Genomic DNA, 21,192 nt, shown 5'->3' with positions numbered 1-21,192 from the left:
TACCCCCCTCTACAAGACTCTAGCCTGCCAGTTTCGAATGCAGTTCCCAGGTTGAGCCCGGGGATTTCACATCCGACTTGACAGACCGCCTGCGTGCGCTTTACGCCCAGTAATTCCGATTAACGCTTGCACCCTCCGTATTACCGCGGCTGCTGGCACGGAGTTAGCCGGTGCTTCTTCTGCGGGTAACGTCAATTGCTGCGGTTATTAACCACAACACCTTCCTCCCCGCTGAAAGTACTTTACAACCCGAAGGCCTTCTTCATACACGCGGCATGGCTGCATCAGGCTTGCGCCCATTGTGCAATATTCCCCACTGCTGCCTCCCGTAGGAGTCTGGACCGTGTCTCAGTTCCAGTGTGGCTGGTCATCCTCTCAGACCAGCTAGGGATCGTCGCCTAGGTGAGCCGTTACCCCACCTACTAGCTAATCCCATCTGGGCACATCTGATGGCAAGAGGCCCGAAGGTCCCCCTCTTTGGTCTTGCGACGTTATGCGGTATTAGCTACCGTTTCCAGTAGTTATCCCCCTCCATCAGGCAGTTTCCCAGACATTACTCACCCGTCCGCCACTCGTCACCCGAGAGCAAGCTCTCTGTGCTACCGTTCGACTTGCATGTGTTAGGCCTGCCGCCAGCGTTCAATCTGAGCCATGATCAAACTCTTCAATTTAAGTTTGATGCTCGTGAATTAAACTTCGTAATGAATTACGTATGTTCACTCAGAGACTTGGTATTCATTTAGTGTCCGAAGACATTAAGAATCCATGTCACTTTGAGTGCCCACACAGATTGTCTGATAAATTGTTAAAGAGCAGTTGCGACGCGGCTTACAGCTCACCGTCGCGAGGTGGCGTATATTACGCTTTCCTCTTTCAGAGTCAACCCTGAAGTTCAGGATTTTTTTCTCTTCAACCGACCGGGTTAACTGTGAAGTGATTCACATCTGCCGTGTCGATGGAGGCGCATTATAGGGAGTTCTCTGCAGGCCGCAACCTAAAAGTTGCAAAAAGATGACTGACTGCTGTATTCCCCAGCAAAACCCCGCTTTATACCCTTTTACGCACAGACTTATCCACAATTGAGGCGGGATCTCTGTGCGATCCTACGGATTAACAGGCAAGATCAACTATACTAGCGACAAATATTCCCCCACCAGGCCACCCCATGACCACACAACAACTGACGCGTGACTGGCGTCTTCCTACAGCAGGCATCATGTTGCTGGCGATCCTCTTAGCCGGGTTTACCCTGCATACGCACTGGAACACCTTTCTTCAGTGGTGCCTTGCCACGCAAATTACCCTGCACCGTTATCTGGTGATGTACCTGCTCCAGCTTAACAACCACCAGTACAGCGGCGGGTTATGGCTATTAACCGGCGCCTTCTTCTATGGCGTGTTGCATGCCATCGGGCCGGGGCATGGGAAATTCATTGTGACGACCTACCTCACGACAAATAAAGAAAGCGAACGGGCCGCCCGGGTCGTTCCTTTTCTTGGCAGCCTGATGCAGGGCGTCAGTGCCATTCTCTTTGTCTTTATTCTGGCGGTAGGGTTTAACCTCGCATCGGGGGATATCAGTACCAGCCGCTGGTACGTCGAGAAGATCAGCGCGGTGCTCATCGGTGCATTTGGTGTATTTGTCATTTACCAGGCGCTGAAAAGCCTGCGACCTCGCCGGATGGCTATCTCAGCCATCACACCCCTTCATCAACATAATGAACACTGTGGTTGTGGTCATCACGGTGTAGGTGCAGATCTGGCGCAAGGCGACTGGAAAACCCGGTTGGGCGTCATACTGGCGATTGGTGCGCGTCCGTGCAGCGGGGCGATCATGATCCTGATGTTTTCAAATGCGCTGGGTATTGTTACCTGGGGGATGGCCGCGGTCATGACCATGTCGCTGGGAACGGCGTTGTCGATTATGGGCCTGTCACTGGCGGTACGTTATGCCCGAGAGCGGACGGTGGCCTGGTTTGGCGGCGGGGCTTCACTCAGCTGGCTGGTTCCGGTCTTTAAAATAGCCGGAGGGATAGTCCTGATCCTGTTCGCGACCGTGCTGTTCCTGACGGTACTCCCCATCAGCGCCAATGGCGATTACATCGCTGCAGGCTGCTAATAAAAGAAAACCCGCCAGCGGCGGGTTTTTTATTACTCGTTGATTCGTGGATGCTGGTCCACCAGGCGGGAGCGTTTTTGCTGCAGCTCTTCAATCTCTGCATCAATGTCTTCAATCTTCTGCTCTACATTATCGTAGTGTTCGCGCAGGATCTCTTTCGCTTCCTGGATATCAGACGCCGCAGGCGTGGCCCCTTTAAGAGGACGATTCGCCGTCTCCTTCATGGTAATACCCGTAATCAAACCAATCACCGCGATAACCATCAGGTAATAAGCCGGCATCATCAGGTTCTGCGTACTTTCCACCAGCGAGGCGGCAAGCGTCGGGGTCAGACCGGCAATCAGCACCGAGATGTTAAAGGCAGCCGCCAGCGCACTGTACCGAATGTGTGTCGGGAACATCGCAGGCAGCGTCGAGGCCATCACCCCGATAAAGCAGTTGAGGATCACCGCCAGCATCAGCAGACCGGCAAAAATCAGCCCCAGCACATTACTGTTAATCAGAATAAAGGCCGGGATTGCCAGGGCAAACAGCGCGACACTCCCCAGAATAATGAACGGTCGACGGCCAAAGCGGTCACTCAACAGCCCCATAATCGGCTGCACAAACAGCATACCCACCATGATGGCGATAATAATCAGCACACCGTGGTCTTCTGAATAGTGCAGGTTATGCGACAGATAGCTCGGCATGTAGGTCAACAACATGTAGTAGGTCACATTCGTGGAGATGACCAGACCAATACAGGTCAGCAGGCTGCGCCAGTGCTTCGTCGCAATCTCTTTAAAGGAGACTTTCGGGCCATCCTGCAGCCCTTCGCGGTCGCCCTGCTCCAGCTTCTCAACGTGCTGCTGGAACGCCGGCGTTTCTTCAAGAGCATGACGCAGGTAAAGACCGATAATCCCTAACGGCAGCGCCAGGAAGAACGGAATACGCCAGCCCCAGGAGAGGAAGTTCTCTTCACCGACGACGGTAGAAATCAGCACCACTACGCCCGCACCCAGGACAAACCCGGCAATTGAGCCGAAGTCCAGCCAGCTTCCCATAAAGCCGCGCTTACGGTCCGGGGAATACTCTGCGACAAAGATAGAGGCACCCGTATACTCACCGCCTACGGAGAAGCCCTGGGCCATCTTACAAAGCAGCAGCAGAATCGGAGCCCAAATGCCGATGCTGGCATAGGACGGTATCAGGCCGATACAGAACGTACTGATCGACATAATGACAATGGTGATAGCAAGGATCTTCTGGCGACCATATTTATCGCCAAGCATACCGAAGAACAGACCACCCAGCGGGCGAATCAGGAAGGGGACGGAGAACGTACCCAGCGCGGCAATCATCTGCAGACTGGGGTCGGCGCCGGGGAAGAACACTTTACCTAACGCATAGGCCACAAAGCCGTAAACACCAAAATCGAACCATTCCATCGCATTACCCAGCGAGGCGGCGGTGATCGCTTTGCGCAGTTTGGCATCATCAATAATGGTGACGTCGCGAAGCGTGATGGGTTTGATTTTTTTCCTTCTGAGCATAGCTATCCTCGTAGACTCGGCCCTGTCCGTTTCACAGTCCCGTATGCGATCTGTGAACCATGGGATCCGCTCCATGCGAATCGCCTTATTCAAGCGTAGCAGGTTTACTTACATTGACGTTTTACGTCGATACAACCGAACCTGTTGACGCCTGCCTGGGCAGTTAATGACCTTTTTACCCTACCAGCGTTTATATTTGTGATCAACTTCACACATATATTTATGTTACGTCAGCTGGCTGCAGTTTTTGTCAATTAGCGCAAATCTGCACGTTCTCAATCGCCATAAAAACACATCCTCACATACATCATTATTTCCCGGACAACGGAAAATGAAACCCCATTACTTCACATCAGATTTACATAAATTCTAACCCTCCGACGCGTGTTTAAAACGTTTACGTCAATATGTGATGCAGATAACTAAAACACTGTTTTATTTTAATTGAATCATCATTCCAATGATCGCATGATAATTCCGAATACCACGTTCCCGGTGCTGTGGCACCGCGTTTACCAGGATCGCTTTTTTAGTTTTATTGCATGGGTAATGACACCATCGAACCCAAAGACATTCAATTCATTGAATTTATTGATTTATTTTTTAGTTTTTTGCCGCCCGCCATGCGGGATACGATTTGAGGGTTATCTATGAAGATTAAAGCCACGATTGAACGCATACCGGGCGGTATGATGCTGGTTCCGCTTGTACTGGGCGCTATCCTGAATACCCTGGCTCCTGAAACCGGCGCTTATTTTGGCGGGTTCACAAAAGGGATGATTACGGGCACCGTTCCCATTCTGGCCGTCTGGTTCTTTTGTATCGGCGCCTCAATTAATTTACGGGCAACAGGCACCGTATTACGGAAATCCGGCACGCTGGTGATTACGAAAATTGCCGTGGCCTGGGTAGTGGCAATGATCTGTGCGATGTTCATTCCGGAGAATGGAATTCAGACCGGATTCTTCGCCGGATTATCGGTTCTGGCAATTGTCTCTGCGATGGATATGACCAACGGCGGTTTGTATGCCAGCCTGATGAACCAGTACGGCACCAAAGAAGAGTCAGGTGCATTTGTCCTGATGTCTCTGGAGTCCGGTCCGCTGATGACCATGCTGATTCTGGGCTCTGCTGGCCTGGCGTCCTTTGAACCCCACCACTTTATCGGCGCGATCCTGCCCTTCCTGATCGGTTTTGCTCTGGGTAACCTGGATCACGATCTGCGTGATTTCTTCAGCAAAGCCACGCCGGTGCTGATCCCGTTCTTCGGTTTTGCGCTGGGTAATACCATCAACCTGAATGTCATCCTCGATACGGGTCTGCTGGGTATCGTGCTGGGCGTGGCGGTGATCATCATCACCGGTATTCCGCTGATTATTGCCGACCGGGTCATTGGGGGAGGAAACGGAACGGCGGGGATCGCCGCCTCTTCAGCCGCAGGTGCAGCCGTGGCCAACCCGGTGATCATTGCGCAGATTAATCCGGCTTTTGAACCGGTGGCTGCGTCCGCGACGGCACTGGTTGCAGCCAGCGTGATTGTGACCGCGATTCTGGTTCCCATCATCACCGCACTGTACGCAAAACGTGTCGGACATGTTGCTGAGGTTCAGACAGAGCCTAAGCCTGTTGAAACACACCACTAACCGGTGCTCCCCCTCCCGGTGAGAGGGGGATTTCAGCCACCAAAAATCTCTTCCACCATCCCATCCACAAGCCGTTTTGCCGAGCACAGCCTCGGCATACCCAGCGCGACAGTGTGCCAGCTTTGCGTCACCGACCAGCTCACCGGATGGTTATCCGCCTGACACCAGTCGCCCAGCCAGCCGAGCATGTCTTTATGATCTATCAATCCCGGCGACGCGGGCGTTGTCAGCCACTGATGGTAGAAATGGCGGGTGGAAGGAGAAGCGTTGATGCCCTGCGCAAGATAGTTTGCCGCCATACTGCGTAAGTTATCCTTGAGCATCGCCGCCACGTCTTCATTCGCCAGGCGACAGGCATCACCAAATGCGCCCCAGCGCAGCTCTTCCAGGACGACGTAGCAACGCCCGGCCAGCGACCAGCCATCGTAGTGACCGGCTCGCCAGCGGGTAAAAATTTGTTCACTGTGCTCACCCGCCTGCACCGTCAGCCCTCGCTGGGAGAGCGCCTTCTCTTTATAGGCGGCTCGTTGCGTAAAATGAGCGGAAAGCTCAGCGTACTGCTGAATCAGGCCGGGCGACTGCTGGGCCCGCGGGTTAGTCTGCTGACGCAGCGCAATCAATTTGTCTGCCATCAGCGTCAGCGCAAGGTGCCCGGGGTCAAGCATACCGGCCAGCTTTTCCGCCAGCCCCAGGCGCAGCGCCGCATTTTCATTAAGCATACCCGCCATCGCCCAGGGCCGTAGCCGGGTATGCGTCATGATCTCCTGGGTCAAACGCTCACGAAACTGCAGCTGTTGTGGTCCCGGGTGGGGATGACGCGCCGCGTCTACCCCCTGAACCAGATCGACCATAAATTTTGGATGAATACACTCCAGCGTTCGCCCGGGGCCGTCCAGTAGTTGTGTTGTCATGGTTGTTCTGCCGCGAATAGGGTTTGAATATCATCGCGTAACAGTCGGGTATCTTCCTGTATCCACGTCGCAGTCGTGATACTTTGCTTTAACAGCTGGCTGAGCGCTCGGGTCGAATGCTCATTTTGCTGACGTACTGCGAGGCTATCACGCAAACTTTCCTGTAACCCGGTCAGGCATAACGAAAATTCCGCAAAGAACGTTGCCATCCCCGCCGTAACAGAGACATCGACCTGGGCCGTCAAAGCTTTACGGATTTGTTCACAGAACTGGTCGATATGCTGCTTGAATTTTTCATGCAGCTGTTCAATATCAATGACATAGCGTGTTCGTGCGACAACATAATCTTCCCAGCCCCAGCCCGGGTTATTCAGCCAGCGAGAGACGGTTTCACGCATGCTCGCCGCGCCCGCTGGCTGGCCTGCCGGGCGGTGATCCTGCGCAATGGCATCGTTAAACAGCGCCCGGGTGTTGAAGTTAAGTTGATGCGCCTGAAACGCCGGGAAGCTTATCCGCGCGCGAAAACCCGCATGGCTGAGTTGTTCTTTAATACGCGTTTCGATTGGCCGCATGGCTTCATTCAGCGAGCGCGCCAACGTCGACTCCAGTTGATCGAAGCGTAACGCCAGCTCCCGGCCGATCTTCGTCTGCGCATCCAGCATGATCAGCTCGCAGGAGGAGCGGATTTTACTCAGCGCAATTTGCGCCTGTCCTTCATCATCCAGTACCAGCTGTTTCAGCGCCTGCGGCTCGTCACGGCGAAGATCCCGCGGTTCGATGCCCGCCAGGTCGAGAACAGAGCGGGCGCTAAACACATGGCTAATTGCCTGCTGGAGTGAAGTATTCTGCGACATCATAAAGTCAGCGGTGGCGTTAAGCGCCTGCTCCACTTCATGCTTCACTTCGTCGCTCACCACGCGCTGACGCGTATGCAGCAGGGCCATGTCCTCTTCCAGGCGCGCGATATTCAATTCCAGCGCCTCAAAAGCGACCGTCAGCCCCTGGTAGCGGAAGTCCAGGTACTCCCGGGCATTTTGGGCGTAGTTAAGCAGCTTATGCGACGCCGAACGCAGAGCGAAGAGCGATGCATTGGCATAGGCGGCATAAATAAGCTTGCGGATCGGCTGTTCAAATAACGAATCTTCCCACAGCAAATCGGCAGCATGACGAATATGGTCGATGTCGTCCAAATCCTCCGTACGCCAGCGGCGTCCCAGCGCGGCTTCGGCAAAATCCTGAACCCAGCGCTGCTCCTTGTGATCCGGTAGCTGACCGTGGGTAGTCATCTCATAACGGGCGCGGTTCGCCAGATACGCCCACATCGACGAAACGGGATAAATTTGCCCCGGCGAAATATTCCCTTTCATTAAGGTGCCGGAGATCATCGCTTTAACCTGTTCTTCATCGTCGCTGTTACGATCTTTCTGATCGAATTTATTGACCAGCGCATACAGCGGCACCGATTTACCGGCGACTGAAATGGCCTGCCGGACCTCTTGATCGGAAATCGATTTGAGCTGGGTGTAATCCATCACCGCCAGCACCGCCGACGCGCGGGATAACTGCTCGCTCAGCATTTTTTGCAGATGCGGTTGCCCGGCCTCATTCGGCCCGGGGGTATCAAGCAGCGTCAGTTGCCCAAGGTGGGCATCCAGACCCGCGAGATGCACGAACTCCACTTCGATCACCGGAATGTGTTCGATGGCCGCATATTCAGAGAACGGAAACTCGACGCCCAACGCCTGTGAGAGCCTCACCAGATCGTTAAGGCTTTTCAGACAATGAAATATCGGCTGCGCACCCAGGTGATGCTTCTCGAAAGCCTCACCTTTTTCAATTCTTTCAAGCAGCGTAATCATGTCCTTATCAATTTCCAGACGCTGCGCCAGCTTCCCGCGATCGTAATCGCAGAGCTTTTTCTGTAACAGGAGGATTAATTCATCGATAGGAGAGACGTGAGCAAAATGGAGCACCGGCTCTTTCTGACCCGGCGTATGACGGATCAATGTCGGAAGCGCCGTCATCGGTCGGTTGCGGTTCGGCAACACTTCGGTTCCGACAATGGCATTAATGGTGGTCGATTTCCCCGCTTTCATGGTGCCCACAATTGCCAGCACCATTTCCAGACGGGTTATTTTTCGTAATTCATTATTCAGCATAGCCTGCTGGGCTTCGACACCCCGCGCACTAAAATGCAAAGGTAAGACGTTGTTCTTTTCACCCGTAATGGCTGCGGCGGTGCTTTCCAGCTTCGCCGTCGGCATTGATTTCAACGTATCAAGATTTTGCAGGGCGAGCTGTAACAAACGCTCTGCTTCCTGGCTTAATTCAAAAATGGTCTGTGTGTGCATGATAAAAGCCTTTCCTTAACGCAAATTTATTACTTTTATTAAGCCACTGGTTTTAATTATGTTGTTCAGGCTTATATGATCACGTGTGGAAAACATGTTCACCGAAATATAACTGATTGAAGATAATCAGAAATAAATCGCTATCCTTGCATGGCGTGTAAAGCTTCCCCTCTGGCATGACAGCCAAAAGATAAAAGCCTGGCCCATTTTTAAGAAACTTCAGGATATATCATCATTATTTACCCACCTAAAAAGAGAGGTAATGTGTCACCGCCATAAGATATGGATGACGGAGAAGTCAGGAGATAAATAACAATGTGTCGCTTCACCTTATCCGAAATGGAGGTGCGTAGCAATTTGCTGCAATAAAATATTCGATATATTTACTGCCATTTCTTTCCACCGTGTTAATGCCGTAAGCATCGCTTAACTGACTGACAGGAAATGTCACTGGCGACACGCTTTTTGCTTTTTTTTTAAATAGAATATCACCGACAACGGTGTGGATTTGCGTTATACTTGCCCCCTTTTTCGGCACCCAGCCGTCATTTTGCTGGCACTTTCCAGCGTGTTACGCACTTTTTGAGGATACCCTTATGCAACTCCCACACTGCCCGAAATGCAATTCTGAATACACCTATGAAGATAATGGCATGTTCATCTGCCCGGAATGCGCTCACGAATGGAATGACGCCGAGCCGTCGCACGATACTGATACGCTTGTTGTAAAAGATGCGAACGGTAATCTGCTGGCTGATGGCGACAGCGTCACCGTGATTAAAGATTTGAAGGTTAAAGGCAGCTCTTCCATGCTGAAGATCGGCACTAAAGTGAAGAATATCCGTCTGGTAGAAGGCGACCATAATATTGACTGCAAAATTGACGGCTTTGGCCCGATGAAACTGAAATCAGAGTTTGTGAAAAAGAACTGATTTACCCGCCCGGTGGCGCTTCGCTTACCGGGCTGGCGAGAACTACACTTAACGGGCTCTTCTTACGTGAGGTATAGATTATGCCGTTAAGTCCCTACATCTCTTTCGCCGGTAACTGTGCCGAGGCCTCCGCCTTTTATCAGCACGCCGTCGGCGCAGAGCTCCTCTATAAAATCACCTTCGGTGAAATGCCAAAAGGCGACAGCAGCGAAGAAGGCTGTCCGTCTGGCATGCAGTTTCCGGATTCGGCGATCGCCCACTCGAATGTTCGCATTGCGGGCAGCGATATCATGATGAGTGATGGGCAGCCGCCCGGCAGCAAAGCGCAGTATGCCGGGTTCACGCTGGTGCTGGACACCCAGGACGTGGCAGAAGGCAAACGCTGGTTCGACAATCTGGCCGCGGAAGGCCATATCGAAATGGCCTGGCAGGAGACCTTCTGGGCGCACGGTTTCGGTAAAGTCACCGACAAATACGGCGTGCCGTGGATGATTAACGTCGTTAAGCAACAGCAGTGATCTTCTGGCGGTGGGCAGTCTGCCCCCGCCTGTCATCAAACTCCCCTCAACTCTTCAAACTCCCGCAACCGAGACTTAACCCAAATGTCATATTGATGCGCCAGCATGAGGCCACATTTATTGTGAGGCCCAGCATATGCAAACTGTTATCCGCGTCGAGAAACTGAGCAAGACCTTTCATCACAACAAGGCCCTGCATGCCGTTGATCTGACCGTCCAGCAGGGCGAAATGGTGGCGCTCCTGGGGCCATCCGGCTCTGGTAAATCCACCCTTATGCGTCATTTAAGCGGCCTTATCACCTGTGATAAGACCTCAGAAAGCCACGTCGAGCTGCTGGGCAACACCGTGCAGCGTGCAGGACGCCTGGCGCGGGATATCCGCAAAAGCCGCGCCCAGACGGGCTATATCTTCCAGCAGTTCAACCTGGTCAATCGCCTGACGGTACTGGAGAACGTGCTGATTGGCGCGCTCGGCAGCACCCCGTTCTGGCGCACCTGTCTGCGCTGGTTCTCCCCCTCTCAAAAGCAGGAAGCGTTGCAGGCGCTGACCCGCGTCGGAATGGCGCATTTCGCCCACCAGCGCGTCTCCACCCTGTCCGGTGGACAGCAGCAGCGCGTGGCTATCGCCCGTGCCCTGATGCAAAAAGCGCAAATCATTCTTGCCGATGAACCCATTGCCTCGCTGGACCCGGAATCGGCTCGCATCGTGATGGAAACCCTGCGCGACATCAACCTCAACGACGGCATCACCGTGGTGGTGACGTTGCACCAGGTGGACTACGCCCTGCGCTATTGCGAGCGCATCGTCGCGTTGCGTCAGGGGCATGTGTTCTTTGATGGCCCAAGCCATCAGTTTGATAACGACCGTTTCGACCATCTCTACCGCAGCATTAACCGCGTCGAAGAGAACGCGCAGGCTGCTTAATTAAAACCGATCCGAGGAAAGTACATGAGCTACAAAGCCGTTGCCGCGCTGGCGTTTACCAGCATGTTCAGCATAAGCACTCTGTTAAGCCCTGCGTACGCCCAGGAGCAGGAAAAAGCGCTGAACTTTGGCATTATTTCGACGGAATCACAGCAGAACCTGAAACCTCAGTGGGAACCGTTCCTGAAAGATATGGAAACCAAACTGGGGATCAAAGTGAACGCCTTCTTCGCCCCGGACTATGCGGGCATCATCCAGGGGATGCGCTTTAACAAAGTCGACATCGCCTGGTACGGTAACCTCTCCGCCATGGAAGCGGTGGATCGCGCGAACGGCCAGGTCTTTGCCCAGACCGTTGCCGCGGATGGCTCTCCGGGTTACTGGAGCGTGCTGATCGTCAATAAAGACAGCCCCATCAACAACCTGAACGACATGCTCGCCAAACGTAAAGAGCTGACGTTTGGTAACGGCGATCCCAACTCCACCTCTGGTTTCCTTGTGCCGGGCTATTACGTCTTTGCTAAAAACAACGCCTCTGCCAGCGAGTTTAAGCGCACCGTGAACGCCAGCCATGAAACCAACGCGCTGGCCGTGGCCAATAAGCAGGTGGATGTCGCCACGAACAACACCGAGAACCTCGACAAGCTGAAAACCTCGGCACCGGACAAGCTGAAAGCGCTGAAGGTTATCTGGAAATCCCCTCTGATCCCGGGCGACCCCATTGTCTGGCGCAAAAACCTGTCTGAGACCACCAAAGACAAGGTGTACGACTTCTTTATGAATTACGGCAAAACGCCGGAAGAAAAAACGGTTCTGGAACGCCTGGGCTGGGCACCTTTCCGCCCGTCAAGCGACCTGCAGCTGGTCCCGATTCGCCAGCTGGCGCTGTTTAAAGAGATGCAGGGCGTGAAGGACAACAAGGGCCTGAAGAATGAGGAGAAGAGCAGCAAAGTGGCCGCGATTCAGGCTCAGCTCGAAGACCTTGACCGCCTGACCGCGGCGCTCGGCGCCATGAGCAGCGTGAATAAAGCGGTGCAATAACGCTTACCGCCCTCTCCCGGTGGGAGAGGGCATTCAGACCAAAGGGGCACACATGCAAACCATCACCCTCCCACCGCCGAAACGCAGCTGGTTCTCGCTTTTTAGCTGGGCCATTTTGCTTGCGGTGCTCGTTATCTCCTGGCAGGGCGCGGAAATGGATCCGCTGCTGCTGTTTAAAGATGCCGGCAATATGGCCACTTTTGCCGCCGACTTCTTCCCGCCTGATTTCAGCCAGTGGCAGGATTACCTCAGCGAAATGGCGGTCACTCTGCAAATCGCCGTCTGGGGCACCGCTCTGGCCGTCATCCTTTCTGTTCCGTTCGGCCTGATGAGCGCCGAGAACATCGTACCGTGGTGGATTTACCAGCCGATGCGTCGCCTGATGGACGCCTGCCGCGCCATCAACGAAATGGTCTTTGCCATGCTGTTCGTGGTGGCCGTCGGCCTGGGTCCGTTCGCCGGGGTGATGGCGCTGTTTATTCATACCACCGGCGTGCTCTCCAAGCTGCTCTCCGAAGCGGTGGAAGCTATCGAGCCGGGCCCGGTCGAAGGGATCCGCGCTACGGGCGCCAACAAAATTGAAGAGATTCTCTTCGGCGTACTGCCCCAGGTGATGCCGCTGCTGATCTCCTACTCCCTGTACCGTTTCGAATCCAACGTTCGTTCCGCCACCGTCGTCGGCATGGTGGGCGCAGGCGGTATTGGCGTCACGCTGTGGGAAGCGATTCGCGGGTTCCAGTTCCAGCAAACCTGCGCTCTGATGGTGCTCATTATCATCACCGTCAGCCTGCTGGATTTTATGTCTCAACGTTTGCGTAAGCACTTCATCTGAGAAGCGAGGCTTTGATTTGTATGCACTTATCCAGACATCCGACCAGTTACCCTACCCGCTGGCAAGAGATAGCGGCAAAGCTCGAGGTGGAACTTCGCACCCACTACCGCTGCGGAGACTACCTGCCTGCCGAGCAGCAGCTTGCCGACCGCTATGAAGTGAACCGACACACGCTGCGCCGCGCCATTGATCAGCTGGTCGAGCGCGGCTGGGTGCAGCGCCGTCAGGGCGTCGGCGTGCTGGTGTTGATGCGCCCGTTTGACTATCCGCTCAATGCGCAGGCGCGTTTTAGCCAGAACCTGCTGGATCAGGGCAGCCACCCGACCAGCGAAAAACTGCTGTCGGTGCTGCGTCCGGCCTCAAGCCACGTCGCGGACGCGCTGGGCATTCAGGAGGGCGACAATGTCATCCACCTGCGTACCCTGCGTCGGGTCAACGGCGTGGCGGTGTGCCAGATAGACCACTACTTCGCCGACCTGGCGCTGTGGCCGGTGCTGCAAAATTTCTCCAGCGGCTCGCTGCATGATTTTCTTCAGGATGCCACGGGCATCGCGCTTAAACGTACCCAGACGCGCATCAGTGCCCGCCGCGCGCAGGCCAAAGAGAGCAACGTGCTGGAGATCCCCAACATGGCTCCGCTGCTCTGCGTTCGCACCCTCAACCACCGTGACGGCGAAATAGACGCGACGGAATACTCCGTCAGCCTGACCCGCGCCGACATGATCGAATTCACCATGGAGCACTGAATGCATTTCGACACCTCCACCCGCCAGCGCTGGATGGGCGTACTGGCGCACAGCCAGCCCGCTGCGCTTTCGGACCGCATGCAGGCGCTGAATCTGACGCCGGAATATGACCTCATCCGCGCGCCGGAAATCGGTCTGGTGCAGATCCAGGCGCGTATGGGCGGTACCGGTGAGCGCTTCTTCGCCGGCGATACCACCCTCACCCGCGCAGTGATCCGCCTGAACAGCGGCACGCTGGGCTACAGCTACGTGCTCGGACGCGACAAACCACACGCCGAACGCTGCGCGGTGATTGACGCCCTGTTACAGGAACACCCTCATTTCCAGACCCTGATGGAAACCCTTATTGCCCCGCTGGAAGCCGACCGTGCCGCACTGATTGCCGCCCGCCAGGCCCAGATAAACACCAGCCGGGTCGACTTCTTTACGCTCGTTCGCGGAGATAACGCATGACGCTTCAACCCGCTTTTACCCTGGCCGTCCAGGATGCCCAACAAAGTTTTCGTCGCCTGCTGAAAGCCATGAGCGAGCCGGGCGTCATCGTCTCGCTGCATCAGCTCTCTCAGGGCTGGCTGCCGCTGAATCTGGCGACCACCAGCGTACTGCTGACGCTCGCCGACAACGACACCCCGGTGTGGCTCTCTGGCGCGTTATCGAATGATATCGCCAGCCAGAACCTGCGCTTTCACACCAACGCCCCGCTGGTTGAACAACCCCGGCAGGCGGTGTTTGCCGTGGCCGACGAGCAAATCAGCCACGAGCAGCTTAATGCCCTGAGCGAAGGAAGCGCGGTGGCACCGGAGACCAGCGCCACGCTGATTTTGCAGGTATCAAGCCTGAGCGGTGGCCGCATGCTGCGCCTAACTGGGGCGGGTATTGCCGAAGAGCGCATGGTCGCACCACAGCTGCCGGAGTGCATCATTCATGAACTGACCGAACGCCCGCACCCGTTCCCGCTCGGTATTGACCTGATCCTCACCTGCGGAGAACGCCTGCTGGCCATCCCTCGTACCACTCATGTGGAGGTGTGCTGATGTACGTTGCCGTCAAAGGGGGCGAGAAGGCTATCGCCGCCGCCCATGCCTTGCAGGCGCACAGACGACGGGGTGATGACGCGCTTCCCGAGCTCAGCGTCACCCAGATTGAGCAGCAGCTCAATCTGGCCGTCGACCGGGTAATGACTGAAGGCGGCGTCGCTGATCGCGAACTGGCGGCGCTGGCGCTGAAACAGGCCAGCGGCGACAACGTCGAAGCCATCTTCCTGCTGCGCGCTTATCGCACCACGCTGGCGAAACTGGCGGTGAGTGAACCGATCAATACGGCAGAAATGCGTCTGGAACGTCGTATTTCAGCGGTCTATAAAGACATCCCCGGTGGCCAGCTGCTTGGGCCCACCTATGACTACACCCACCGTCTGCTGGATTTCACCCTGCTGGCGAACGGCGAAACGCCCCAGCTGAGCACCTCGGATGCAGAGCAGGTTCCCTCCCCGCACGTTTTTAGCCTGCTGGCGAAACAGGGTCTGGCGAAGGCCGAAGACGATACTGGCGCGCAACCTGACGACATCACCCGCACGCCGCCGGTTTACCCCTGTTCACGCTCGTCGCGCCTGCAGCAGCTGATGCGCGGCGACGAGGGGTATTTACTGGCGCTGGCCTACTCCACTCAGCGTGGCTACGGCCGCAACCATCCGTTCGCGGCGGAAATTCGTAGCGGCTACCTTAACGTCGAGATCGTGCCCGAAGAGCTGGGTTTTGCGGTGAACGTCGGCGAACTGCTCATGACCGAATGCGAAATGGTGAATGGATTTGTCGCCCCCGAGAACGAGGCCCCGCATTTTACCCGCGGTTACGGGCTGGTGTTCGGCATGAGTGAGCGCAAGGCGATGGCGATGGCGCTGGTCGACCGTGCCCTGCAGGCACCGGACTACGGTGAAGCGGTCTCCGGCCCGGCGCAGGACGAGGAGTTCGTGCTGGCCCATGCGGATAACGTCGAGGCCGCGGGCTTCGTTTCCCACCTCAAGCTGCCGCACTACGTCGATTTCCAGGCCGAACTGGAACTGCTGAAACGCCTGCAACGGGAGCGCGCACATGACTAACTTAAGCGGCTACAACTTTGCTTATCTGGATGAACAAACCAAACGCATGATCCGCCGCGCCATTTTGAAAGCGGTGGCTATCCCCGGTTATCAGGTGCCGTTCGGCGGTCGCGAAATGCCCATGCCATACGGCTGGGGTACCGGCGGCATTCAGCTGACCGCCAGCGTCATCGGCGAGTCGGACGTGCTGAAGGTCATCGACCAGGGGGCTGATGACACCACCAACGCCGTGTCGATTCGCCAGTTCTTTCAACGCGTGACGGGCGTCAATACCACCGAAAAAACCGAAGATGCGACGCTGATCCAGACCCGTCACCGCATTCCGGAAACACCGCTGACGGAAGATCAGATTTTGATTTTTCAGGTGCCAATTCCGGAGCCCCTGCGCTTTATCGAGCCGCGTGAAACGGAAACCCGCACCATGCACGCCCTGGAAGAGTACGGCGTCATGCAGGTAAAGTTGTATGAGGATATCGCCCGCTTCGGCCATATCGCCACAACCTACGCCTATCCGGTCAAGGTCAATGGACGCTACGTGATGGACCCGTCCCCCATCCCCAAATTCGACAACCCGAAGATGGACATGATGCCTGCCCTGCAGCTGTTTGGTGCCGGGCGTGAAAAACGCATCTACGCCGTACCGCCTTACACCCGCGTGGAGAGTCTCGATTTCGACGACCACCCGTTTACGGTGCAGGAGTGGGACGAGCCGTGCGCCATTTGCGGCTCAAAACACAGCTATCTGGACGAAGTGGTGCTGGATGACACGGGCAAACGGATGTTTGTCTGCTCCGACACCGACTTCTGCCGCCAACAGAGCGAGGCGAAAAGCCAATGAAACCGCTGCTTTCGGTTAATAACCTGACCCACCTTTACGCGCCGGGCAAAGGCTTCAGCGACGTCTCGTTTGAGCTGTGGCCAGGCGAGGTGCTGGGCATTGTCGGCGAGTCCGGCTCGGGCAAAACCACGCTGCTGAAATCTATCTCTGCACGACTGACGCCGCAAAATGGCGACATTTTATATGAGGGCCGGTCGCTGTACGGCATGAGCGAGGCCGAACGCCGTCGCCTGCTGCGCACCGAATGGGGCGTGGTGCATCAACATCCCATGGACGGCCTGCGCCGGCAGGTCTCGGCCGGAGGCAATATCGGTGAAAGGCTGATGGCCACCGGCGCACGCCATTACGGCAACATCCGCGCCACGGCACAGCAATGGCTGAGCGATGTGGAGATCCCCACCTCGCGCATTGATGACCTGCCCACCACCTTCTCCGGCGGTATGCAGCAGCGCCTGCAGATTGCCCGCAATCTCGTCACTCACCCGAAGCTGGTGTTTATGGACGAACCCACCGGTGGGCTGGACGTCTCCGTTCAGGCGCGTCTGCTCGACCTGCTGCGCGGCCTGGTGGTGGAACTGAACCTGGCCGTGGTGATTGTCACCCATGATTTAGGCGTTGCCCGCCTGCTGGCGGACCGTCTTCTGGTGATGAAGCAGGGTCAGGTGGTGGAAAGTGGGTTGACCGACCGCGTACTCGACGATCCCCATCATCCGTACACCCAGCTGCTGGTGTCATCGGTATTGCAGAATTAAGAGGCCCCCATGATCCGCGTAGAAAATGTCAGTAAGACCTTTGTGCTCCACCAGCAAAACGGCGTGCGCCTGCCGGTCCTGCACAGCGCCTCTCTGGAGGTTAGCAAGGGTGAATGCGTGGTGTTGCACGGCCATTCCGGCAGCGGCAAATCGACGCTGCTGCGCTCCCTGTACGCCAACTATCTGCCGGACGAAGGCCACATCTATATTCGTCATGGCAATGAATGGGTCGATCTGGTGCAGGCGCCGGCGCGTAAGGTGCTGGACGTGCGCCGCTCGACGATCGGCTGGGTCAGCCAGTTTTTGCGGGTGATCCCACGGATCTCCGCCCTGGACGTGGTCATGCAGCCGCTGCTGGACCTGGGCGTTCCGCGCGAAACCTGCGCCGCGAAAGCCGCCGGCCTGCTCACGCGCCTGAACGTACCGGAACACCTCTGGCACCTTGCCCCGTCGACCTTTTCCGGTGGCGAGCAGCAGCGGGTGAATATCGCTCGCGGGTTTATCGTCGACTACCCGATTTTACTGCTTGATGAACCCACTGCCTCGCTCGACAGCAAGAACAGCGCGGCGGTGGTTGAACTGATCGAACAGGCCAAAGCACGCGGCGCGGCGATCGTGGGGATCTTCCACGACGACACCGTTCGCTCCCGCGTCGCAGACAGGCTGCACCCGATGGGGACGCTCGCATGATCGTGAATAACGTAAAGCTGGTGCTGGAAAATGAAGTCGTTGATGGCTCGATTGAGATCCAGGCCGGAGAGATCCGCGCCTTTGCGGAAACCCAGAGCCGCGCCCCGGAAGCGATGGACGGTGAAGGGGGCTGGCTGCTGCCGGGCCTTATCGAACTGCACACCGATAATCTGGATAAATTCTTTACCCCGCGTCCGAAAGTCGACTGGCCAGCTCATTCCGCAATGAGCAGCCATGACGCGCTGATGGTCGCCAGCGGCATCACCACCGTGCTGGACGCCGTAGCGATTGGCGACGTGCGCGACGGCGGCGACCGTCTGGAAAACCTCGAGAAGATGATCAACGCCGTGGAAGAGACGCAAAAACGCGGCCTTAACCGCGCCGAGCATCGTTTGCACCTGCGGTGTGAACTCCCGCATCACACCACTCTGCCGCTGTTTGAAAAGCTGGTGGACCGCGAGCCGGTCTCACTGGTCTCGTTGATGGACCACTCGCCGGGGCAGCGTCAGTTCGCCAGAATAGAGAAATACCGCGAGTACTATCAGGGAAAATACGCGCTGACCAACGAGGAAATGGCGCGTTATGAAGAGGAACAGCGACAGCTTGCTGCCCAGTGGTCTCAACCAAACCGGCTCTCCATTGCCGCCATGTGTCGGGATCGCAACATTGCCTTAGCCAGCCATGATGATGCGACGCATGAACATGTGCGCGAATCGCACCAGCTTGGCAGCGTAATCGCTGAATTTCCCACCACGTTTGAAGCAGCAGAAGCCTCACGCACCCACGGCATGAACGTCCTGATGGGGGCGCCGAATATCGTGCGCGGCGGCTCCCACTCCGGCAACGTGGCGGCAAGCGCGCTCGCGTCGCTAGGTCTGCTGGATATCCTCTCGTCCGACTACTACCCCGCCAGCCTGCTGGACGCCGCCTTCCGGGTCGCGGCTGACGAAAACAATCGCTTTACGCTGCCGCAGGCGATTCGTCTGGTAACGAAAAACCCGGCAACGGCACTTAATCTTCACGATCGTGGAGAGATAGCTGAAGGTAAACGGGCGGATCTGGTGCTGGTTCACCGTAAGGGCGAGCACATCCATATCGACCACGTCTGGCGTCAGGGAAAACGGGTGTTCTGATGGGAAGACTAATCTGGCTAATGGGGCCGTCAGGCTCTGGTAAGGACAGCCTGCTGTCCGCGTTACGGCAGCGGGAACATCCCCAGCTTCTGGTTGCGCACCGCTATATCACCCGTGCGGCGAATGCCGGGAGTGAGAACCATATCGCCCTGAGCGAGCCGGAATTTTTCACGCGCGCCGGGCAAAATCTGCTGGCGCTCAGCTGGCACGCCAACGGTTATTACTACGGGATAGGCATCGAGACAGACCTGTGGCTGCACGCCGGGTTCGACGTGCTGGTCAACGGCTCACGCGCACACCTTCAACAAGCGCGCGCCCGCTATGAAGCAGCGCTGTTGCCGGTCTGTCTGCAGGTCTCGCCTGATGTGCTGCGCAGCCGGTTGCAGAGCCGGGGTCGCGAAAACGCCAAAGAGATCGAGCAGCGGCTTGAACGTGCGGCGCGCTATACCCCATCGAACTGTCATATCCTCAATAACGACGGAAGTTTGCTACAGTCAGTCGATAACTTTTTAACGCTTATCCGTCAGAAGGAGAAACAGCATGCCTGACTGCCAGCTTCGCCCCGCCACTGCCGACGATGCGCAGATTGTTTACGCGCTGATTTGCGAACTCAAGCAGAGTGAGTTTGATCATCAGGCGTTCCACGCCGGGTATCTTGCCAATCTGCAGGACCACAATATGCGTTACCAGCTGGCTGAATTAAACGGCCAGGTGGTGGGCATGATTGGCCTGCATATGCAGTTTCACCTGCACCACGCCAGATGGATTGGCGAGATCCAGGAGCTGGTGGTCATGCCGCAGGCGCGCGGTCTCAGGGTGGGCAGCCAGCTGTTGGCCTGGGCGGAGAATGTGGCGCGGCAGGCGGGCGCTGAACTGACAGAGCTATCCACCAGCGTGAAGCGCCTGGACGCTCACCGTTTTTATGCGCGTGAAGGGTATACGCAGAGCCATTTTCGTTTCACCAAACTGTTGTAGAGGTGCACGATGAGTCTGACGATTACGTTAACGGGAACCGGTAGCGCTCAGCTGGTGCCGGTGTTTGGCTGCGACTGCGCGGCGTGTCGCCGGGCGCGTCTGCAGGATAACCATCGCCGTCGCCCCTGTAGCGCGGTAGTCAAATTCAACGATGCGGTAACGCTGCTGGACGCCGGTATCCCGCACCTGATGGACGACTGGCCGGCAGGCAGCTTTCAGCAGTTTTTACTGACCCACTACCATATGGATCACGTCCAGGGGCTGTTCCCCCTGCGCTGGGGCGTCGGTGCCCCTGTTCCGGTGTACGGTCCGCCAGACGAGTCGGGGTGTGACGACCTGTTTAAACACCCGGGGATTCTGGATTTCAGCCATACGGTAGAGCCGTTTGTGGTGTTTGAACTGCAGGGCCTGCGGGTCACGCCGCTGCCGCTGAATCACTCGAAAATCACCTTTGGCTACCTGCTGGAGTCCGCCCACAGCCGTGTGGCCTGGCTCTCCGATACCGCCGGATTACCCGATAAAACGGTAAAATTCCTGCTCAATAACCGGCCGCAGGCGATGATCATCGACTGCAGTCACGAGCCGCGTGACGAAACGCCGCGCAACCATTGCGATCTGAATACGGTTATTGCCTTAAATGAGATCATCGGCTGTCCGCAGGTGATCCTGACCCATATCAGTCATCAGTTCGACGTATGGATGATGGATAACCCGCTACCCGACGGGTTCGAGGCGGGATATGACGGAATGACGTTGTTGCTGGATTAGGTCACTCCCTCTCTGAATGAGAGGGCGAGGCGTATGGATGCTAAACCGCGCGTATCAGCGATCGTAATCGTCTTCTAACCGGCGCTCATCTTCTTCTAACTGACGTCTGTCATCATCCAGCTGGCGTTGACGCTCATCCAGACGGCGACGGCGATCCTCCAGTTGCCTGCGGCGATCGTCATACTGACGGCTGTCGGTCTGGCGGCTGCGATCGTAGCGATCGTCGTCGTCATCGCTACTGCGACTGCTGCTGGGGTTATAGGCATCGTTGATCGCCTGCTGAATATTGCCAATGGCTTCATCAATAACATCGGCGTGAGCCAGTTGGCTGGTAAGTGACAGCAGACCAAATAACAGAGCGGTAGAGTAACGTTTCATAAGACCA

General features: G+C 56.3%; 22 protein-coding genes and 2 other annotated features (1 of these 24 running past the window's edge). Of the genes, 18 read left to right on the top strand and 4 right to left on the bottom strand.

The genetic code is table 11. The annotated features are described in order from the left end of the window. Positions 1–105: a sequence feature (23S ribosomal RNA rRNA prediction is too short), on the bottom strand (it extends 1,742 nt beyond the left edge of the window). A 12-nt stretch (positions 106–117) separates the two neighbouring features. Then, positions 118–663, bottom strand: a sequence feature (16S ribosomal RNA rRNA prediction is too short). 502 nt (positions 664–1,165) lie between these two features. Further along, positions 1,166–2,119 (top strand): nickel/cobalt transporter, encoded by a 954-nt coding sequence (locus tag L462_RS02975; protein WP_025206367.1) that lies wholly within the window; start codon positions 1,166–1,168, stop codon positions 2,117–2,119. 32 nt (positions 2,120–2,151) lie between these two features. On the opposite strand, the gene proP is transcribed toward L462_RS02975, so the two are convergent. Beyond that, positions 2,152–3,654, bottom strand: coding sequence for a glycine betaine/L-proline transporter ProP (proP, locus tag L462_RS02980; protein WP_020882807.1), 1,503 nt, complete (start codon positions 3,652–3,654; stop codon positions 2,152–2,154). A gap of 650 nt (positions 3,655–4,304) precedes the next feature. On the opposite strand from proP, the gene kdgT reads away from it, so the two are divergent. Next, positions 4,305–5,297: a 2-keto-3-deoxygluconate transporter gene (kdgT, locus tag L462_RS02985; protein ID WP_014168273.1), complete on the top strand. Its 993-nt coding sequence runs from the start codon at positions 4,305–4,307 to the stop codon at positions 5,295–5,297. A 32-nt stretch (positions 5,298–5,329) separates the two neighbouring features. On the opposite strand, the gene L462_RS02990 is transcribed toward kdgT, so the two are convergent. Both L462_RS02990 and crfC read right to left on the bottom strand, forming a co-directional pair. Then, positions 5,330–6,208: a diguanylate cyclase regulator RdcB family protein gene (locus L462_RS02990; protein WP_014168272.1), complete on the bottom strand. Its 879-nt coding sequence runs from the start codon at positions 6,206–6,208 to the stop codon at positions 5,330–5,332. Beyond that, entirely contained in the window at positions 6,205–8,559 is a 2,355-nt protein-coding gene (gene crfC, locus L462_RS02995; protein WP_020882809.1) for a clamp-binding protein CrfC, read from the bottom strand. The genes L462_RS02990 and crfC overlap by 4 nt, the downstream gene beginning before the upstream one ends. Before the next feature lie 596 nt (positions 8,560–9,155). Here crfC and L462_RS03000 point away from each other — a divergent pair. The 16 genes from L462_RS03000 (at position 9,156) to phnP (ending at position 20,807) form a co-directional block, all read left to right on the top strand. Continuing rightward, positions 9,156–9,491 carry a zinc ribbon domain-containing protein YjdM gene (locus L462_RS03000; RefSeq protein WP_020882810.1) on the top strand — a complete coding sequence of 112 codons (336 nt, stop codon included), beginning with the start codon at positions 9,156–9,158 and terminating at the stop codon, positions 9,489–9,491. A gap of 80 nt (positions 9,492–9,571) precedes the next feature. Then, positions 9,572–10,009 carry a VOC family metalloprotein YjdN gene (yjdN, locus tag L462_RS03005; protein ID WP_014168269.1) on the top strand — a complete coding sequence of 146 codons (438 nt, stop codon included), beginning with the start codon at positions 9,572–9,574 and terminating at the stop codon, positions 10,007–10,009. A gap of 136 nt (positions 10,010–10,145) precedes the next feature. Continuing rightward, entirely contained in the window at positions 10,146–10,934 is a 789-nt protein-coding gene (gene phnC, locus L462_RS03010; protein ID WP_014168268.1) for a phosphonate ABC transporter ATP-binding protein, read from the top strand. Between the two features lie 24 nt (positions 10,935–10,958). After that, positions 10,959–11,975, top strand: a complete 1,017-nt coding sequence (phnD, locus tag L462_RS03015) for a phosphonate ABC transporter substrate-binding protein (protein WP_032679405.1) — start codon at positions 10,959–10,961, stop codon at positions 11,973–11,975. A gap of 52 nt (positions 11,976–12,027) precedes the next feature. Further along, positions 12,028–12,807 carry a phosphonate ABC transporter, permease protein PhnE gene (phnE, locus tag L462_RS03020; RefSeq protein WP_025206369.1) on the top strand — a complete coding sequence of 260 codons (780 nt, stop codon included), beginning with the start codon at positions 12,028–12,030 and terminating at the stop codon, positions 12,805–12,807. 20 nt (positions 12,808–12,827) lie between these two features. Beyond that, the gene (gene phnF / locus L462_RS03025) at positions 12,828–13,553 is read left to right on the top strand and encodes a phosphonate metabolism transcriptional regulator PhnF (protein WP_032679404.1); all 726 of its coding nucleotides are present in this window, start codon (positions 12,828–12,830) and stop codon (positions 13,551–13,553) included. Continuing rightward, positions 13,554–14,006, top strand: a complete 453-nt coding sequence (phnG, locus tag L462_RS03030) for a phosphonate C-P lyase system protein PhnG (protein ID WP_032679403.1) — start codon at positions 13,554–13,556, stop codon at positions 14,004–14,006. Beyond that, positions 14,003–14,587 carry a phosphonate C-P lyase system protein PhnH gene (phnH, locus tag L462_RS03035; RefSeq protein ID WP_014168263.1) on the top strand — a complete coding sequence of 195 codons (585 nt, stop codon included), beginning with the start codon at positions 14,003–14,005 and terminating at the stop codon, positions 14,585–14,587. The genes phnG and phnH overlap by 4 nt, the downstream gene beginning before the upstream one ends. Continuing rightward, positions 14,587–15,651, top strand: coding sequence for a carbon-phosphorus lyase complex subunit (locus L462_RS03040; protein ID WP_032679402.1), 1,065 nt, complete (start codon positions 14,587–14,589; stop codon positions 15,649–15,651). The genes phnH and L462_RS03040 overlap by 1 nt, the downstream gene beginning before the upstream one ends. Beyond that, positions 15,644–16,489, top strand: a complete 846-nt coding sequence (gene phnJ, locus L462_RS03045) for an alpha-D-ribose 1-methylphosphonate 5-phosphate C-P-lyase PhnJ (protein WP_014168261.1) — start codon at positions 15,644–15,646, stop codon at positions 16,487–16,489. Before L462_RS03040 ends, phnJ begins: the two co-directional genes overlap by 8 nt. Beyond that, positions 16,486–17,241 carry a phosphonate C-P lyase system protein PhnK gene (gene phnK / locus L462_RS03050; RefSeq protein ID WP_032679401.1) on the top strand — a complete coding sequence of 252 codons (756 nt, stop codon included), beginning with the start codon at positions 16,486–16,488 and terminating at the stop codon, positions 17,239–17,241. The genes phnJ and phnK overlap by 4 nt, the downstream gene beginning before the upstream one ends. A gap of 9 nt (positions 17,242–17,250) precedes the next feature. Next, positions 17,251–17,931, top strand: coding sequence for a phosphonate C-P lyase system protein PhnL (gene phnL / locus L462_RS03055; protein WP_020882817.1), 681 nt, complete (start codon positions 17,251–17,253; stop codon positions 17,929–17,931). After that, positions 17,928–19,064 (top strand): alpha-D-ribose 1-methylphosphonate 5-triphosphate diphosphatase, encoded by a 1,137-nt coding sequence (gene phnM / locus L462_RS03060; protein ID WP_014168258.1) that lies wholly within the window; start codon positions 17,928–17,930, stop codon positions 19,062–19,064. The genes phnL and phnM overlap by 4 nt, the downstream gene beginning before the upstream one ends. Continuing rightward, positions 19,061–19,612, top strand: a complete 552-nt coding sequence (gene phnN, locus L462_RS03065) for a ribose 1,5-bisphosphokinase (RefSeq protein ID WP_040018699.1) — start codon at positions 19,061–19,063, stop codon at positions 19,610–19,612. Before phnM ends, phnN begins: the two co-directional genes overlap by 4 nt. Beyond that, entirely contained in the window at positions 19,605–20,039 is a 435-nt protein-coding gene (gene phnO / locus L462_RS03070; protein WP_014168256.1) for an aminoalkylphosphonate N-acetyltransferase, read from the top strand. Before phnN ends, phnO begins: the two co-directional genes overlap by 8 nt. Before the next feature lie 9 nt (positions 20,040–20,048). Then, positions 20,049–20,807, top strand: coding sequence for a phosphonate metabolism protein PhnP (phnP, locus tag L462_RS03075; RefSeq protein ID WP_014168255.1), 759 nt, complete (start codon positions 20,049–20,051; stop codon positions 20,805–20,807). A gap of 54 nt (positions 20,808–20,861) precedes the next feature. On the opposite strand, the gene yjdP is transcribed toward phnP, so the two are convergent. Beyond that, entirely contained in the window at positions 20,862–21,185 is a 324-nt protein-coding gene (yjdP, locus tag L462_RS03080) for a DDRRRQL repeat protein YjdP (protein ID WP_014168254.1), read from the bottom strand. Positions 21,186–21,192 lie beyond the last annotated feature (7 nt).

The sequence above is a fragment of the Enterobacter sp. BIDMC 26 genome (assembly GCF_000534435.1).
GTDB classification, from domain to species: domain Bacteria; phylum Pseudomonadota; class Gammaproteobacteria; order Enterobacterales; family Enterobacteriaceae; genus Enterobacter; species Enterobacter ludwigii.
This window is presented reverse-complemented; position numbering and strand designations above follow the sequence as displayed.